Here is a 16015-nt window from a genome sequence, read left to right as displayed (position 1 = left end):
GGGCGGTGAGAAGGCGTGGAGGCGGACGGGACGGTGACGGTCGGGAGGGGTTCGGGAGCAAGCTGTTCGACGCCGGGCCCCTGACCACGTACACTCACTGCCTGTTGGTCCTCACCAACCGCACCATCACATGCGGTAGGTTGGGGGAACCACAAAGGGTCGTAGCTCAATTGGTAGAGCACTGGTCTCCAAAACCAGCGGTTGGGGGTTCAAGTCCCTCCGGCCCTGCTACACACTCCTTCGCCAGGATGTGTGCGCATGTACGTACTTCAATGCACCGCCGTGCGGCTCCACCGGGCGCGGCACGGCCATGACCCGGAATCAGGTGAGAAGCGTGACGGACGCCGTGGGCTCCATCGACATGCCTGATGCCCAGGACGAGGCAGCGGAGTCCAAGGATTCGAAGAAGAAGGCCCGCAAGGGCGGTAAGCGCGGCAAGAAGGGCCCTGTGGGCCGTCTCGCGCTCTTCTACCGGCAGGTTGTTGCCGAACTCCGTAAAGTTGTCTGGCCGACACGCAGCCAGCTGACGACGTACACCACGGTAGTGATCGTGTTCGTTGTCATCATGATCGGCATTGTGACGTTGATTGACTCCGGCTTCTCGCAGGTAGTCAAGTACGTCTTCGGCTGATCGCGAAGGGCGCCCCGCATCGGCGCCCCTTTCGCATGTTCCACCCCATCTGTAGCCAGGAAGAAGCAGCCACCGTGTCTGACCCGAACCTGAACGACGCCATCGAGTCGGTCGAGTCCGTCGAGGACGAGCTCGAGATCATCGAGGCGGCCGACGAGGACGAGGCCGAGGCTGCCGACGCCGCTGCGGGCGAAGCGGCCGAAGAGGCTGCCCTGCACGTCGACTCCGATGACGTCGAGGCCGAAGAGGCCGAGGCCTCCGACGTGACCGAGGACGCGACCGAAGAGGACGCTTCCGACGAGGCCGAGGCCTCCGTCGAGGACGAGGACGCCGAGTCCGACGAGGCCACCGAGGACGAGGCCGAGGAGCCGGCGGAGCCCGCCGCCCCCGTCGACCCGGTCGAGGCCCTGCGCCAGGAGCTCCGATTCCTGCCCGGCGAGTGGTACGTCATCCACACGTACGCCGGTTACGAGAAGCGTGTGAAGGCCAACCTCGAACAGCGTGCCGTCTCGCTGAACGTCGAGGAGTTCATCTACCAGGCCGAGGTCCCCGAAGAGGAGATCGTCCAGATCAAGAACGGCGAGCGCAAGAACGTCCGGCAGAACAAGCTGCCCGGTTACGTTCTCGTCCGCATGGATCTGACGAACGAGTCCTGGGGCGTCGTCCGCAACACCCCCGGCGTGACCGGCTTCGTGGGCAACGCCTACGACCCGTACCCGCTGACGCTCGACGAGATCGTCAAGATGCTCGCCCCGGAGGCCGAGGAGAAGGCCGCCCGCGAGGCCGCCGAGGCCGAGGGCAAGCCCGCTCCGCAGCGCAAGGTCGAGGTCCAGGTCCTGGACTTCGAGGTGGGCGACTCGGTCACCGTCACCGACGGCCCGTTCGCGACGCTGCAGGCGACCATCAACGAGATCAACGCCGACTCGAAGAAGGTCAAGGGCCTCGTCGAGATCTTCGGCCGCGAGACCCCGGTCGAGCTCAGCTTCGACCAGATCCAGAAGAACTGACGCCTTCCGGCAACCTGGAACGCTTTCTGGAACCAGCACTTCCGAGCAGGTCAGAGGAGCTCTCGCAGCCCCTCTGACCTGCTCGGTTTTTAGCCGCGCAGCTATACCCGTTATCGTTGCGCGGTATGCCTCCATCCGGTTGATCGGATGAAGGCGGTTCACTCTCACTAGGACCCGGAGAGAGCAATGCCTCCCAAGAAGAAGAAGGTCACGGGGCTTATCAAGCTCCAGATCAACGCCGGTGCGGCGAACCCGGCCCCGCCGGTCGGCCCCGCGCTCGGCCAGCACGGCGTCAACATCATGGAGTTCTGCAAGGCCTACAACGCCGCGACCGAGTCGCAGCGTGGCTGGGTGATCCCGGTGGAGATCACGGTCTACGAAGACCGCTCCTTCACCTTCATCACCAAGACGCCGCCGGCCGCGAAGATGATCCTCAAGGCCGCTGGTGTCGAGAAGGGCTCTGGCGAGCCCCACAAGACCAAGGTCGCGAAGATCACCGAGGCCCAGGTCCGCGAGATCGCCACGACGAAGCTCGCCGACCTGAACGCCAACGACCTTGACGCCGCGTCGAAGATCATCGCCGGCACCGCCCGTTCCATGGGCATCACGGTCGAGGGCTGATCTCAGCTCACCCCCGTCTGACCTCCAGTGGTAGGGCCAAGCGCTGGCCCGCACCACGACTCCATGCCTGAACCAACACAGGAGCTGAAGTGAAGCGCAGCAAGACTCTCCGCGCTGCGGACGCCAAGATCGACGCGGACAAGCTGTACGCGCCGCTCGAGGCGGTCCGTCTCGCCAAGGAGACCTCCACGACCAAGTTCGACGGCACCGTCGAGGTCGCCTTCCGCCTGGGTGTCGACCCGCGCAAGGCCGACCAGATGGTCCGTGGCACCGTGAACCTCCCGCACGGCACCGGTAAGACCGCCCGGGTCCTGGTCTTCGCGACCGGCGACCGTGCCGAGGCCGCGCTTGCCGCGGGCGCCGACATCGTCGGCTCCGACGAGCTCATCGACGAGGTTTCGAAGGGCCGTCTGGACTTCGACGCCGTCGTCGCCACCCCGGACCTCATGGGCAAGGTCGGCCGCCTCGGCCGCGTGCTCGGTCCCCGTGGTCTGATGCCGAACCCGAAGACCGGCACGGTCACCCCCGACGTCGCCAAGGCGGTCGAGGAGATCAAGGGCGGCAAGATCGAGTTCCGCGTCGACAAGCACTCGAACCTGCACTTCATCATCGGCAAGGTGTCCTTCGACGACGCCAAGCTGGTGGAGAACTACGGTGCGGCTCTGGAGGAGATCCTCCGTCTGAAGCCGTCCGCCGCCAAGGGCCGGTACATCAAGAAGGCGACCATCACCACCACGATGGGCCCCGGTATCACCCTGGACCAGAACCGCACCCGCAACCTCCTCGTCGAGGAGGACCCGGCCGCCGTCTGATCCCCTGGATCACCGGCAGTCGCGGGCTTCGCGTCCCGGCCCCGCCGAGACGCACCCAGACGTACCGAGACCGGCCCCCGCACCTCTTCGGAGGGGCGGGGGCCGGTCTTGTTCCGGGCCCGCGCGACGGCGTCCGGGAGGAGCGCGGAGGCCGATTTGCTTGACACGGAAGACGTAACGTACGCTTCACCAGAAGCCAAAGACCGCTGGTCGTTGCCGTTCCCTCATTCGAGGGTGCGGTGGCCGAAGGATCCGCTGGATGCGGACGACCCGCGCAGGTGACCGTGGAAAGTTCCCGGATGTTCCTCTTCTGAGTGCAGCTGGTTGAGCTACGCCCCGTGCGCCTGCGCCGGGGCGTTTCGTTTTGTTCAGCCCCTTCTGAGCGGTCCTCATCACCCGGAAGGAGGCCGACGCTCTATGGCAAGGCCCGACAAGGCTGCCGCGGTAGCCGAGCTCGCGGACCAGTTCCGCAGCTCGAACGCCGCCGTGCTGACCGAGTACCGGGGTCTCACCGTGGCGCAGCTCAAGACGCTGCGTCGTTCGCTCGGTGAGAACGCCCAGTACGCCGTGGTGAAGAACACGCTGACCAAGATTGCGGCCAACGAGGCCGGGATCACTTCGCTCGACGACCAGTTCAACGGTCCGACGGCGGTTGCCTTCATCACCGGTGACCCGGTGGAGTCGGCGAAGGGTCTTCGTGACTTCGCCAAGGAGAACCCGAACCTGATCATCAAGGGCGGTGTCCTTGACGGCAAGGCGCTGTCCGCCGATGAGATCAAGCAGCTCGCGGACCTCGAGTCCCGCGAGGTTCTGCTCAGCAAGCTGGCCGGCGCGTTCAAGGGCAAGCAGTCTCAGGCTGCCTCGCTCTTCCAGGCGCTGCCGTCGAAGTTCGTCCGCACCGCGGAAGCGCTTCGCGTCAAGCTCGCCGAGCAGGGCGGTGCCGAGTAATTCGGCTCGCGCAATGATCGCCGCCCGTTAGGGCGACGGTCGCAGCGGGCCGAACGTACGCCCGCCTACATGTACATCCGGCACCCGCCGAATTAGTGGAAGGATCGCCCATCATGGCGAAGCTCAGCCAGGAAGACCTGCTCGCTCAGTTCGAGGACATGACCCTCATCGAGCTCTCCGAGTTCGTGAAGGCCTTCGAGGAGAAGTTCGACGTCACCGCCGCCGCGGCCGTCGCCGTTGCCGGTCCGGCCCAGGGTGGCCCCGCCGCCGAGGTCGCCGAGGAGCAGGACGAGTTCGACGTCATCCTCACCGGCGCCGGCGAGAAGAAGATCCAGGTCATCAAGGTCGTGCGCGAGCTGACCTCCCTGGGTCTGAAGGAGGCCAAGGACCTCGTCGACGGCACCCCGAAGCCGGTCCTCGAGAAGGTCGCCAAGGAGGCCGCCGAGAAGGCTGCCGAGTCCCTCAAGGCCGCCGGCGCTTCCGTCGAGGTCAAGTAACACCTCGCGGGCCCCACGGGCCCGCACCCGCCCGGCAGGCGCGCTCGCGCGCCGCTGGGCACCGTCAAGGGCGATCACCCATCCGGGTGGTCGCCCTTCGGCGTACCCGCGTCGCCCGCCTTGCACGGCGTCGCTCGGGGAGTATGGTGATCTTCGCCGTCTGCTCGGCGAGGAACGCAGGCGTAGCCCCGTAACGGCTCCCGCGGCGATCCCCGGGGAGCGGAGGGGTCTTGACGAACCGCACGCAGCGCGCAATTCTCAGGACGCGTCGTCACAACGATCCGGATCCGAGGCATGGATCGACGGCGAAGAGGGCAGTACTAATCTGCGTCTGCGCGGCGCACGGCTGACCGAGGTACCGAGGTACTTGAGAAGAGCAATGCGGGTCTCTGAAAATCCGCCCTGGACATCAGTGTGCCGAGTGGCTACACTGTCCCTTTGCGCTGCCTGTTAGCTGTCCCCTGCCCGTCACCAGGGGCATGCCCTCGCTTGAGCACCTCGGATTGAACCGCCCTGAACTGGCCTTCCCGGCCGAATCAGAAACGTCTCTCTCTGTGCCCACGTGGGACCGGTACGCGCGTAGTGAGTCCGAGCCCTCGGAAGGACCCCCTCTTGGCCGCCTCGCGCAACGCCTCGACCGCCAATACGAACAACGGCGCCAGCACCGCCCCGCTGCGCATCTCCTTTGCAAAGATCAAGGAGCCCCTCGAGGTTCCGAACCTTCTTGCGCTGCAGACCGAGAGCTTTGACTGGCTGCTCGGCAATGCCGCTTGGAAGTCTCGGGTCGAGGCCGCTCTCGAGAGTGGGCGGGACGTCCCCACCAAGTCCGGTCTGGAGGAGATCTTCGAAGAGATCTCCCCGATCGAGGACTTCTCCGGGTCGATGTCCCTGACCTTCCGCGACCACCGCTTCGAGCCGCCGAAGAACTCGATCGACGAGTGCAAGGAGCGCGACTTCACGTTCGCGGCCCCGCTCTTCGTCACCGCCGAGTTCACCAACAACGAGACCGGCGAGATCAAGTCCCAGACGGTCTTCATGGGCGACTTCCCGCTCATGACCAACAAGGGCACCTTCGTCATCAACGGCACCGAGCGTGTCGTCGTGTCGCAGCTGGTCCGCTCGCCGGGTGTCTACTTCGACTCCAACATCGACAAGACGTCCGACAAGGACATCTTCACGGCCAAGATCATCCCGTCCCGGGGTGCCTGGCTCGAGATGGAGATCGACAAGCGCGACATGGTCGGTGTCCGCATCGACCGCAAGCGCAAGCAGTCCGTCACCGTCCTCCTCAAGGCTCTCGGTTGGACCACCGAGCAGATCCTCGAGGAGTTCGGCGAGTACGAGTCCATGCGCGCCACCCTGGAGAAGGACCACACCCAGGGCCAGGACGACGCGCTGCTCGACATCTACCGCAAGCTGCGCCCGGGCGAGCCGCCGACGCGCGAGGCCGCTCAGACGCTGCTCGAGAACCTCTACTTCAACCCGAAGCGCTACGACCTCGCCAAGGTCGGCCGCTACAAGGTGAACAAGAAGCTCGGCGCGGACGAGCCGCTGGACGCCGGCGTGCTCACCACCGACGACGTCATCGCGACCATCAAGTACCTGGTCAAGCTGCACGCCGGTGAGACCGAGACGGTCGGCGAGTCGGGTCGGAACATCGTCGTCGAGACCGACGACATCGACCACTTCGGCAACCGTCGTCTGCGCAACGTCGGCGAGCTCATCCAGAACCAGGTCCGTACGGGTCTGGCTCGTATGGAGCGCGTCGTGCGTGAGCGCATGACGACCCAGGACGTCGAGGCGATCACGCCGCAGACCCTGATCAACATCCGGCCGGTCGTCGCCTCCATCAAGGAGTTCTTCGGCACCAGCCAGCTGTCGCAGTTCATGGACCAGAACAACCCGCTGTCGGGTCTCACCCACAAGCGCCGTCTGTCGGCGCTCGGCCCGGGTGGTCTCTCCCGTGAGCGGGCCGGCTTCGAGGTCCGTGACGTGCACCCGTCTCACTACGGCCGCATGTGCCCGATTGAGACCCCGGAAGGCCCGAACATCGGTCTGATCGGTTCGCTCGCCTCGTACGGCCGCGTCAACGCGTTCGGCTTCATCGAGACGCCGTACCGCAAGGTCGTCGACGGCCAGGTCACCGACGAGGTCGACTACGTCACCGCCGACGAGGAGGACCGCTTCGTCATCGCGCAGGCCAACGCCGCGCTCAGTGACGAGATGCGGTTCACCGAGCCGCGCGTCCTCGTTCGCCGCCGTGGTGGCGAGGTCGACTACGTGCCCGGCACCGAGGTCGACTACATGGACGTCTCGCCGCGCCAGATGGTGTCGGTCGCGACCGCCATGATCCCGTTCCTCGAGCACGACGACGCCAACCGTGCCCTCATGGGCGCGAACATGATGCGTCAGGCCGTGCCGCTGATCACGTCCGAGGCGCCGCTCGTCGGCACCGGCATGGAGTACCGCTGCGCGGTCGACGCCGGTGACGTCATCAAGGCGGAGAAGGCGGGTGTCGTCCAGGAGGTTTCCGCGGACTACATCACCGTCGCCAACGACGACGGCACGTACACCACGTACCGGATCGCCAAGTTCGCCCGCTCCAACCAGGGCACCTCCGTCAACCAGAAGGTTGTCGTGGACGAGGGCGCCCGCGTGATCGAGGGCCAGGTCCTGGCCGACGGTCCCGCCACCCAGCAGGGTGAGATGGCGCTGGGCAAGAACCTGCTCGTGGCGTTCATGCCGTGGGAGGGTCACAACTACGAGGACGCGATCATCCTGTCGCAGCGCCTCGTGCAGGACGACGTCCTCTCCTCGATCCACATCGAGGAGCACGAGGTCGACGCCCGTGACACCAAGCTCGGCCCGGAGGAGATCACCCGGGACATCCCGAACGTCTCCGAGGAGGTCCTCGCCGACCTCGACGAGCGCGGCATCATCCGTATCGGTGCCGAGGTCGTCGCCGGCGACATCCTCGTCGGCAAGGTCACGCCCAAGGGCGAGACCGAGCTGACGCCGGAAGAGCGCCTGCTGCGCGCGATCTTCGGCGAGAAGGCCCGCGAGGTGCGTGACACCTCGCTGAAGGTGCCGCACGGCGAGATCGGCAAGGTCATCGGCGTCCGCGTCTTCGACCGTGAAGAGGGCGACGAGCTGCCGCCGGGCGTGAACCAGCTGGTTCGTGTCTACGTGGCGCAGAAGCGCAAGATCACGGATGGTGACAAGCTCGCCGGCCGTCACGGCAACAAGGGCGTCATCTCGAAGATCCTTCCGATCGAGGACATGCCGTTCCTCGAGGACGGAACGCCGGTCGACATCATCCTCAACCCGCTCGGTGTCCCGTCCCGAATGAACCCGGGACAGGTCCTGGAGATCCACCTCGGCTGGCTCGCCAGCCGCGGCTGGGACGTCTCCGGTCTGGCCGACGACTGGGCCCAGCGTCTGCAGGCCATCGGCGCCGACCAGGTCGCCGCCGGTACCAACGTCGCGACCCCGGTCTTCGACGGTGCGCGCGAGGACGAGATCACCGGTCTCTTCGAGGCCACGATCCCGAACCGCGACGGCGACCGGCTGGTCCAGCCCTCGGGCAAGGCCAACCTGTTCGACGGCCGCTCCGGCGAGCCGTTCCCGGACCCGATCTCGGTCGGGTACATGTACATCCTGAAGCTGCACCACCTGGTCGACGACAAGCTCCACGCCCGTTCGACCGGTCCGTACTCGATGATCACCCAGCAGCCGCTGGGTGGTAAGGCCCAGTTCGGTGGCCAGCGCTTCGGTGAGATGGAGGTGTGGGCGCTCGAGGCTTATGGCGCCGCGTACGCACTCCAGGAGCTGCTGACCATCAAGTCCGACGACGTGACCGGCCGTGTGAAGGTCTACGAGGCCATCGTCAAGGGCGAGAACATTCCCGAGCCCGGCATTCCCGAGTCCTTCAAGGTGCTCATCAAGGAAATGCAGTCGCTCTGCCTCAACGTGGAGGTGCTGTCCTCGGACGGCATGTCCATCGAGATGCGCGACACGGACGAGGACGTCTTCCGCGCTGCGGAGGAGCTCGGTATCGACCTGTCCCGGCGCGAGCCGAGCAGCGTCGAAGAGGTCTGACGGGTCTGACCGGGGCTTCGTGAGAAGCCCCGGTCTCCCCCTAGGCCTTATGGGCCTGGGAGGGACCCCCATCCGGACCCCCCTCAGACCATCTTGAAGAATCGACCCCGAAAGAGGGATTGACGACAAGTGCTCGACGTCAACTTCTTCGACGAGCTGCGGATCGGCCTCGCCACTGCTGACGACATTCGTCAGTGGTCCCACGGTGAGGTCAAGAAGCCGGAGACCATCAACTACCGCACCCTCAAGCCCGAAAAGGACGGACTCTTCTGCGAGAAGATCTTCGGTCCGACCCGGGACTGGGAGTGCTACTGCGGCAAGTACAAGCGCGTCCGCTTCAAGGGCATCATCTGTGAGCGCTGTGGCGTAGAAGTCACGCGTGCCAAGGTGCGCCGTGAGCGGATGGGCCACATCGAGCTTGCCGCTCCCGTGACCCACATCTGGTACTTCAAGGGCGTTCCGTCGCGTCTTGGCTACCTGCTCGACCTCGCGCCGAAGGACCTCGAGAAGGTCATCTACTTCGCCGCGTACATGATCACGTTCGTGGACGAGGAGCGCCGTACGCGCGACCTGCCGTCGCTGGAGGCTCACGTCTCCGTCGAGCGCCAGCAGATCGAGAACCGTCGCGACTCGGACCTCGAAGCCCGCGCCAAGAAGCTCGAGACGGACCTCGCCGAGCTCGAGGCCGAGGGTGCCAAGGCCGACGTGCGCCGCAAGGTGCGCGAGGGTGCCGAGCGTGAGATGAAGCAGCTGCGGGACCGCTCGCAGCGCGAGATCGACCGTCTCGACGAGGTGTGGAGCCGCTTCAAGAACCTCAAGGTCCAGGACCTCGAGGGCGACGAGCTGCTCTACCGCGAGCTGCGTGACCGTTTCGGCACGTACTTCGACGGCTCGATGGGTGCCGCCGCGCTGCAGAAGCGCCTGGAGACCTTCGACCTCGACGAGGAGGCCGAGCGCCTCCGCGAGATCATCCGTACCGGCAAGGGCCAGAAGAAGACCCGTGCGCTCAAGCGCCTCAAGGTCGTCTCCGCGTTCCTGCAGACCAGCAACAGCCCCAAGGGCATGGTGCTCGACTGCGTGCCGGTCATCCCGCCGGACCTGCGTCCGATGGTGCAGCTGGACGGTGGCCGCTTCGCGACCTCCGACCTGAACGACCTGTACCGCCGCGTGATCAACCGCAACAACCGCCTCAAGCGACTCCTTGACCTCGGCGCCCCCGAGATCATCGTGAACAACGAGAAGCGCATGCTTCAGGAGGCCGTCGACGCGCTCTTCGACAACGGCCGTCGTGGTCGCCCGGTCACGGGCCCCGGCAACCGTCCGCTGAAGTCGCTGTCCGACATGCTCAAGGGCAAGCAGGGTCGATTCCGTCAGAACCTGCTCGGCAAGCGTGTGGACTACTCCGCGCGTTCCGTCATCGTCGTCGGTCCGCAGCTGAAGCTGCACCAGTGCGGTCTGCCCAAGGCCATGGCGCTGGAGCTCTTCAAGCCGTTCGTGATGAAGCGCCTGGTCGACCTGAACCACGCGCAGAACATCAAGAGCGCCAAGCGGATGGTCGAGCGCGGCCGCACGGTCGTGTACGACGTCCTCGAAGAGGTCATCGCCGAGCACCCGGTTCTGCTGAACCGTGCGCCCACGCTGCACCGCCTCGGCATCCAGGCCTTCGAGCCCCAGCTGGTCGAGGGCAAGGCCATCCAGATCCACCCGCTCGTCTGCACCGCGTTCAACGCGGACTTCGACGGTGACCAGATGGCCGTCCACCTGCCGCTCTCCGCGGAGGCGCAGGCCGAGGCCCGCATCCTGATGCTGTCCTCCAACAACATCCTGAAGCCGGCCGACGGTCGTCCCGTCACCATGCCGACCCAGGACATGGTGCTCGGCCTCTTCTTCCTCACCACGGACGAAGAGGAGCGCGAGGTGAAGGGCGCGGGCCGCTCCTTCAACTCGACCGCCGAGGCGATCATGGCGTTCGACGCCCGGGAGCTCTCGCTCCAGGCGAAGGTCGACATCCGCTTCCCGATCGGCACCGTCCCGCCGCGCGGCTGGACCCCGCCGCTCGACGAGGACGGCGAGACGACCTGGCAGCAGGGCGACTCGTTCCGTCTGCGTACGTCCCTGGGCCGCGCGCTCTTCAACGAGCTGCTGCCCGAGGACTACCCGTTCGTCGACTACTCGGTGGGCAAGAAGCAGCTCTCCGAGATCGTCAACGACCTCGCCGAGCGCTACCCCAAGGTCATCGTGGCGGCGACGCTCGACAACCTGAAGGCGGCCGGCTTCTTCTGGGCGACCCGTTCCGGCGTCACCGTCGCCGTCTCGGACATCGTCGTCCCGGAGGCCAAGAAGGCCATCGTCCAGGGCTACGAGGCCCAGGACGAGAAGGTGCAGAAGCAGTACGAGCGCGGTCTGATCACCAAGGACGAGCGCACGCAGGAGCTCATCGCGATCTGGACCAAGGCGACCAACGAGGTTGCCGAGGCGATGAACGCGAACTTCCCCAAGACGAACCCCATCTTCATGATGGTTGACTCGGGTGCCCGAGGAAACATGATGCAGATGCGTCAGATCGCCGGTATGCGTGGTCTGGTGTCGAACGCGAAGAACGAGACCATCCCGCGTCCGATCAAGGCCTCGTTCCGCGAGGGCCTGACCGTGCTCGAGTACTTCATCTCGACCCACGGTGCCCGTAAGGGTCTCGCCGACACCGCCCTGCGTACCGCCGACTCGGGTTACCTGACCCGTCGTCTGGTGGACGTCTCGCAGGACGTCATCATTCGCGAGGAGGACTGCGGCACCGACCGCGGCCTCAAGCTCAAGATCGCGGAGCGGGGCGCCGACGGCGTGCTGCGCAAGACCGAGGACGTCGAGACCTCCGTCTACGCCCGCATGCTCGCCGAGGACGTCGTCGTCGACGGCAAGGTCATCGCGCCGGCCAACGTGGACCTCGGTGACGTGCTCATCGACGCCCTCGTGGGTGCGGGTGTCGAGGAGGTCAAGACCCGCTCGGTCCTGACCTGTGAGTCCGCGGTCGGCACCTGTGCCTTCTGCTACGGACGCTCGCTCGCCACCGGCAAGCTGGTCGACATCGGTGAGGCGGTCGGCATCATCGCCGCCCAGTCCATCGGTGAGCCCGGTACCCAGCTGACGATGCGTACCTTCCACACCGGTGGTGTGGCGGGTGACGACATCACGCAGGGTCTGCCGCGTGTCGTCGAGCTCTTCGAGGCCCGTACGCCCAAGGGTGTCGCGCCGATCTCGGAGGCCAAGGGCCGCGTCCGGATCGAGGAGACCGAGAAGACCAAGAAGATCGTCGTCACCCCGGACGACGGCAGCGAGGAGACGGCGTTCCCGATCTCCAAGCGTGCCCGTCTGCTGGTCGGCGAGGGCGACGCGGTCGAGGTGGGCCAGAAGCTCACCGTCGGTGCCACCAACCCGCACGACGTGCTGCGGATCCTCGGTCAGCGTGCGGTCCAGGTCCACCTGGTCGGCGAAGTCCAGAAGGTCTACAACTCGCAGGGCGTGTCGATCCACGACAAGCACATCGAGATCATCATCCGGCAGATGCTGCGCCGCGTGACGATCATCGAGTCCGGCGACGCGGAGCTGCTGCCGGGCGAGCTCGTCGAGCGCTCGAAGTTCGAGACCGAGAACCGTCGTGTGGTCACGGAAGGCGGCCACCCGGCCTCCGGCCGTCCGCAGCTGATGGGTATCACCAAGGCCTCGCTGGCGACGGAATCCTGGCTGTCGGCCGCCTCCTTCCAGGAGACGACCCGAGTCCTGACGGATGCGGCGATCAACGCCAAGTCCGACAGCCTCATCGGCCTCAAGGAGAACGTCATCATCGGTAAGCTCATCCCGGCCGGTACGGGTCTGTCCCGCTACCGCAACATCCGGGTCGAGCCCACCGAAGAGGCCAAGGCCGCGATGTACTCGGCCGTCGGCTACGACGACATCGACTACTCGCCGTTCGGCACCGGCTCCGGCCAGGCCGTTCCGCTGGAGGACTACGACTACGGTCCGTACAACCAGTAAGGCGTACGTCAGAGGTACTGAAGGGCGCCCGTTCCGCTTCGGCGGGGTGGGCGCCCTTCGGGGTTTTCAGCGCTGAACGTCCGTGTAAGCCCGCAGGTGCCGTAGGCGGGTCGGGTGGTCCGGGTGGGATGAGAGCAGCTTGGCCAGCACGCCGGGCCCGGTGGGCGCCTTGCCGGCGTCCAGGTCCATGGTGTGCATCGTGGTGAGAACCGCTGCGAGCTCGGGACCGAAGCCGAGGGCGGCCGCGTGCTCGTCGGCCCGCAGTTCGCACCGGCGCTCCACAGCGGCCATCAGGTCACGCCGGAGTCGCACGGTCCAGAGCGCCTTCAGGCCCGCGGCGACACCGAGCGGACCGCGGGCCGTCACGGCTGCCAGGATCTCCCGCTCGGCGCGGGCACTGTCGGCGATCGGGTAGCGACGGGCCACTGGCCGGGCCACCTGTTCCAGTTCGCCCAGGAGGAGCCGGGGTGCGTCACGGTGACTGCTCGCGACGAACCGCGCCGGCTGCTCGACCTGCCACCGCAGCTCGACGATCACCTCGAACTCGAAGGCGTCGTTGTCGCTGGGCAACGCGAACTCGGCCTGGACGGGATGGACGCCCATGTCCACCTCATACATCGCGGTGTAGCGCTTGGCGGCGGTTTCAGCACGGGTCGGACGCAGAGGCGGTAAGTAGCAGTCGTAGCCGCGCTTCGGCATGGAGAAGACCAGGGCGTGGTCGATTCGGGTCAGCGGCTTGCGGGCGAACTCGAATCGCGCCAGCTGCCGCACGGTGATCACCGGGTCGACCAGTCGAGTGTGCCGGTCGGCGGGCTGCTCCCAGTCGTTTGTACGGACCATCCTTCGAACTCTCCTCGTGGAACGGATCAGTGGGGTGGCAGAACGGTCAGCAGGCGGTTCGCCACGAGTGGTGGTGGAGTCCCGTCCTCGCCCGGCATGGTGCGTAGCAGGTGATCGAGACGCCGAAGCTCGGGCCCGGACGTGATGAGGGCGGGCAACGGGGCGGCGAGTGCCCATTCGGTGGCGGTGTCGCGGTCGGCGGTCAGTACCCAGTGGCGCAGCATCTCGAGCGCCGGCCCGGTGTGGGCGCGGTCGCCGAGCGCGGCCCGCCAGAGCTCGGCAATGGGGTGGGCGGCATCGGGCCGCTGGGTGTTGCCCCGTGCGTATCCGTCGAGGATCAGCGGAGTGCCGAACGGCTCGTCCTCCTGGCTTCGACGACAGGCGCCGAGGAAGCCGTCGAGGGCCAGGTCGAACACGGCTCGGTCGTCGTGCAGGGTGCGTACGAGTACGGCGAGGACCTCGTCGCCGGCCGGGGAGAGCAGCAACAGTTCGACGGACTGGGCGAGTTCAGTGACCAGGAGGGCGTCCGGCTCCTCGGCAGAGTGCTGGCGGCGAGCCGCACCGCGTAGCGCGGAGAGGGTCGCCTCCGGCCGCTCCGGGCCGATCAGGCCGTGTGTGCGGATCGCCACCCAGCACAACTTCGCGTCGTCTCCGACACACCAGTCGTCGATGATGCGCGGCACGTTCGGGGTGCCGAGCAGATGGGTGAGAGCGAGCGCGTTCACGGCGACGAGTCTGTGCCGGAACCGGGTGTCGGTCGCCCACACCTCGATGATCAGTGCCATCGCGGACGGCAGGTCGGTGTGGGCCAGTACCGCCACGGTGGCGGCGGCACGCGTGCGCACCAGCGGGCGGCCGTCGCCCGCGAGCCGTCGCAGCCAGCCGACGAGTGCCGGCCGCGCGAACGGATGTCCGGTCCACACCTCGCGCAGCAGCACCAGCGCGGCCCGATCGTCCTGGAATGCCGCCTTGAGCTGGTTCACCGGCCCCCACTCGGTGTGCTCCTCCTCCTCGTACCGCCGGGCGCGGGCGCGTTGGAGGCGCTTGAGGATGTGTGTGCCGAAGACCGGGACCGTGGCCAGGTGGGCGGGGTTCTCGGTCTTCTGGAGGAATGTGCAGAGGCAGCCTCCCTCAGCTGGTGATCGCGAGCCAGGAAATCGGCCACGGCGGGCAGCGCCAGGAGCTTGCCGGCGTCCTCGGGCGACACCCTTGCTCGAAGGTGCGCGGCCAGAACGGCGCCGGGCGTGGGCGGGTGCCATTCGGCGGCGGAGACGTCCTCCATGGCGGCCCGTGGGTCCACGGTGACTACCAGATACGCGTCGTGTTCGGCCAGCCGGTCCCGCGCGGCAAGCAGGTCGGACTCACGCAGCGGCCTGCCGCGCTCGGTGACCAGATCGCAGAGCACCTGGCCTCCGGGGCCGAGCTGCTGGGCGAGCTCGCCGGGCCGCGTCGTACGGTCGAGCACGCGCAGGGGAGCCGCGCCCAGCCGGCGCAGCAGCATCAGCGCGGCGGTGCGGCGCCCGGCGAAGTGCGGCCCCGAGAGGACGAGGACGCGGTCGGAACGTAATCGCCGGGCGAGAGCGGCGAACTCCTCCTCGTCGGCCACGAAGCACGTGGCCAGCCGCTCCAGAGTGGCTGCGGGCACCTCACCGGAGGAGTGCGCCGTTCCGCCGAACTGGTAGAAGATCTCCGTCTTGCTTCTCGCTGGGATCCGTACGGGAAGAGAGTGACGCGGCGGCGGCACGTCGGCGAGGGCGGATGACGCACTCGAATGCGGGCCAGGTCCAGGAGCAGCACCGCGAAACGCTCCCGCACGTTCATCGCGGCGAATTGCAGCCGACGTCGGTCGGCTGCCCGTGTCCGGTCGGCGGTGAGGCTGAGCAGGTTGAGGGCGATGGCCGGGGAGCGGGAAAGCAGCTCGCGGAACCGTTCGTGCTCCACGGCGATCACGCGCAGCGGCTCCAGGGCCGTCACGGTCGCCGAACGGGGCCGGCCGGTCAGTGCGGCGGACTCCCCGATGATGTCCCCGGGGCCGCGTAGCGCGAGCAGGGCCTCGTAGCCGTTGGCTGCGGCGGCTGTCACCTTGGTCCAGCCGGTGAGGATCAGCAGCACGTGGGAGGACGGGTCGTGCTGGTGAAGCAGGGTGGCGCGGGCGACGAAGGTCAGCTCGTGGCCGAGCGAGAGGTCAGCTCGTGGCCGAGCGAGAGCAGGGCGTCCCGGTCGTGGTTCTCCAGGCGGGCCAGGAAGGGCACTCGGTCGTCCAGCCCTCCATCACCGGGCCGATAGGCCGCCGCCATGCTGGTCCCCCCTCGTCCAACGGCCCCGCCAATGTACTGAGCGTGTCGATCACCCCGGCCAGGAACGGACGGATTGCCACGCGGCGGCTTCCCGCCCGGCAAGGAGAGGCCCGGCGTGTCGGCGTGGACGGCATTTGTTTTGACCCAAGTCGATGAGGTAGGTACGCTCAGACCTTGTGCCTGGGGTGTGCCTGGGCTCCGCTGCGTGCCTACGTCCGCAGCGCGAGCTCCTAGA

At 67.0% G+C, this 16015-nt stretch carries 11 protein-coding genes, 1 tRNA gene and 1 pseudogene; 9 read left to right on the top strand and 4 right to left on the bottom strand.

Going from position 1 to position 16015, the window contains the following annotated elements:
• Window positions 1-155 precede the first annotated feature (155 nt).
• From ACFYZA_RS13205 to ACFYZA_RS13165, 9 genes are all read left to right on the top strand, one after another.
• A tRNA-Trp gene (locus ACFYZA_RS13205) sits at window positions 156-228 on the top strand.
• 106 nt (window positions 229-334) lie between these two features.
• The gene (gene secE, locus ACFYZA_RS13200) at window positions 335-631 is read left to right on the top strand and encodes a preprotein translocase subunit SecE (RefSeq protein WP_161244505.1); all 297 of its coding nucleotides are present in this window, start codon (window positions 335-337) and stop codon (window positions 629-631) included.
• A gap of 74 nt (window positions 632-705) precedes the next feature.
• Complete coding sequence (gene nusG / locus ACFYZA_RS13195) at window positions 706-1638, top strand: transcription termination/antitermination protein NusG (RefSeq protein ID WP_382588662.1); 933 nt, start codon at window positions 706-708, stop codon at window positions 1636-1638.
• A 186-nt stretch (window positions 1639-1824) separates the two neighbouring features.
• Complete coding sequence (gene rplK, locus ACFYZA_RS13190) at window positions 1825-2259, top strand: 50S ribosomal protein L11 (protein ID WP_053731185.1); 435 nt, start codon at window positions 1825-1827, stop codon at window positions 2257-2259.
• Window positions 2260-2348: 89 nt separating this feature from the next.
• Complete coding sequence (gene rplA, locus ACFYZA_RS13185) at window positions 2349-3071, top strand: 50S ribosomal protein L1 (protein WP_382588664.1); 723 nt, start codon at window positions 2349-2351, stop codon at window positions 3069-3071.
• A gap of 417 nt (window positions 3072-3488) precedes the next feature.
• Window positions 3489-4019 carry a 50S ribosomal protein L10 gene (rplJ, locus tag ACFYZA_RS13180; protein ID WP_382588666.1) on the top strand — a complete coding sequence of 177 codons (531 nt, stop codon included), beginning with the start codon at window positions 3489-3491 and terminating at the stop codon, window positions 4017-4019.
• 113 nt (window positions 4020-4132) lie between these two features.
• Window positions 4133-4516 carry a 50S ribosomal protein L7/L12 gene (gene rplL / locus ACFYZA_RS13175; RefSeq protein ID WP_382588668.1) on the top strand — a complete coding sequence of 128 codons (384 nt, stop codon included), beginning with the start codon at window positions 4133-4135 and terminating at the stop codon, window positions 4514-4516.
• 612 nt (window positions 4517-5128) lie between these two features.
• Complete coding sequence (gene rpoB / locus ACFYZA_RS13170) at window positions 5129-8614, top strand: DNA-directed RNA polymerase subunit beta (protein ID WP_388489920.1); 3486 nt, start codon at window positions 5129-5131, stop codon at window positions 8612-8614.
• A 129-nt stretch (window positions 8615-8743) separates the two neighbouring features.
• Window positions 8744-12643: a DNA-directed RNA polymerase subunit beta' gene (locus ACFYZA_RS13165; protein WP_189963088.1), complete on the top strand. Its 3900-nt coding sequence runs from the start codon at window positions 8744-8746 to the stop codon at window positions 12641-12643.
• 66 nt (window positions 12644-12709) lie between these two features.
• On the opposite strand, the gene ACFYZA_RS13160 is transcribed toward ACFYZA_RS13165, so the two are convergent.
• The 4 genes and pseudogenes from ACFYZA_RS13160 to ACFYZA_RS13145 form a co-directional block, all read right to left on the bottom strand.
• A complete protein-coding gene (locus tag ACFYZA_RS13160) occupies window positions 12710-13483 on the bottom strand; it encodes a M48 family metalloprotease (RefSeq protein WP_388489917.1) in 774 nt (257 codons plus the stop codon).
• 26 nt (window positions 13484-13509) lie between these two features.
• A complete protein-coding gene (locus ACFYZA_RS13155; protein ID WP_388489916.1) occupies window positions 13510-14466 on the bottom strand; it encodes a hypothetical protein in 957 nt (318 codons plus the stop codon).
• On the bottom strand, window positions 14463-15227 hold the full coding sequence (locus tag ACFYZA_RS13150) for a hypothetical protein (RefSeq protein WP_388490310.1): 765 nt from the start codon (window positions 15225-15227) through the stop codon (window positions 14463-14465). Before ACFYZA_RS13150 ends, ACFYZA_RS13155 begins: the two co-directional genes overlap by 4 nt.
• A 29-nt stretch (window positions 15228-15256) precedes the next feature.
• Window positions 15257-15780: pseudogene (locus tag ACFYZA_RS13145) on the bottom strand (Crp/Fnr family transcriptional regulator); the annotation flags it as partial.
• Between the last annotated feature and the right edge of the window lie 235 nt (window positions 15781-16015).

This window comes from Streptomyces sp. NPDC001828 (assembly GCF_042892175.1).
Classification (GTDB): domain Bacteria; phylum Actinomycetota; class Actinomycetes; order Streptomycetales; family Streptomycetaceae; genus Streptomyces.
Note: the sequence above shows the minus strand (reverse complement) of the source record. Positions and strands in the feature narration are given on the sequence as shown.

Coding starts and splice junctions, on each gene's coding strand:
- rplK (WP_053731185.1), top strand. CDS start 1,825: ATGCCTCCCAAGAAGAAGAAGGTCACGGGGCTTATCAAGCTCCAGATC.
- rplJ (WP_382588666.1), top strand. CDS start 3,489: ATGGCAAGGCCCGACAAGGCTGCCGCGGTAGCCGAGCTCGCGGACCAG.
- rplL (WP_382588668.1), top strand. CDS start 4,133: ATGGCGAAGCTCAGCCAGGAAGACCTGCTCGCTCAGTTCGAGGACATG.
- ACFYZA_RS13160 (WP_388489917.1), bottom strand. CDS start 13,483: ATGGTCCGTACAAACGACTGGGAGCAGCCCGCCGACCGGCACACTCGA.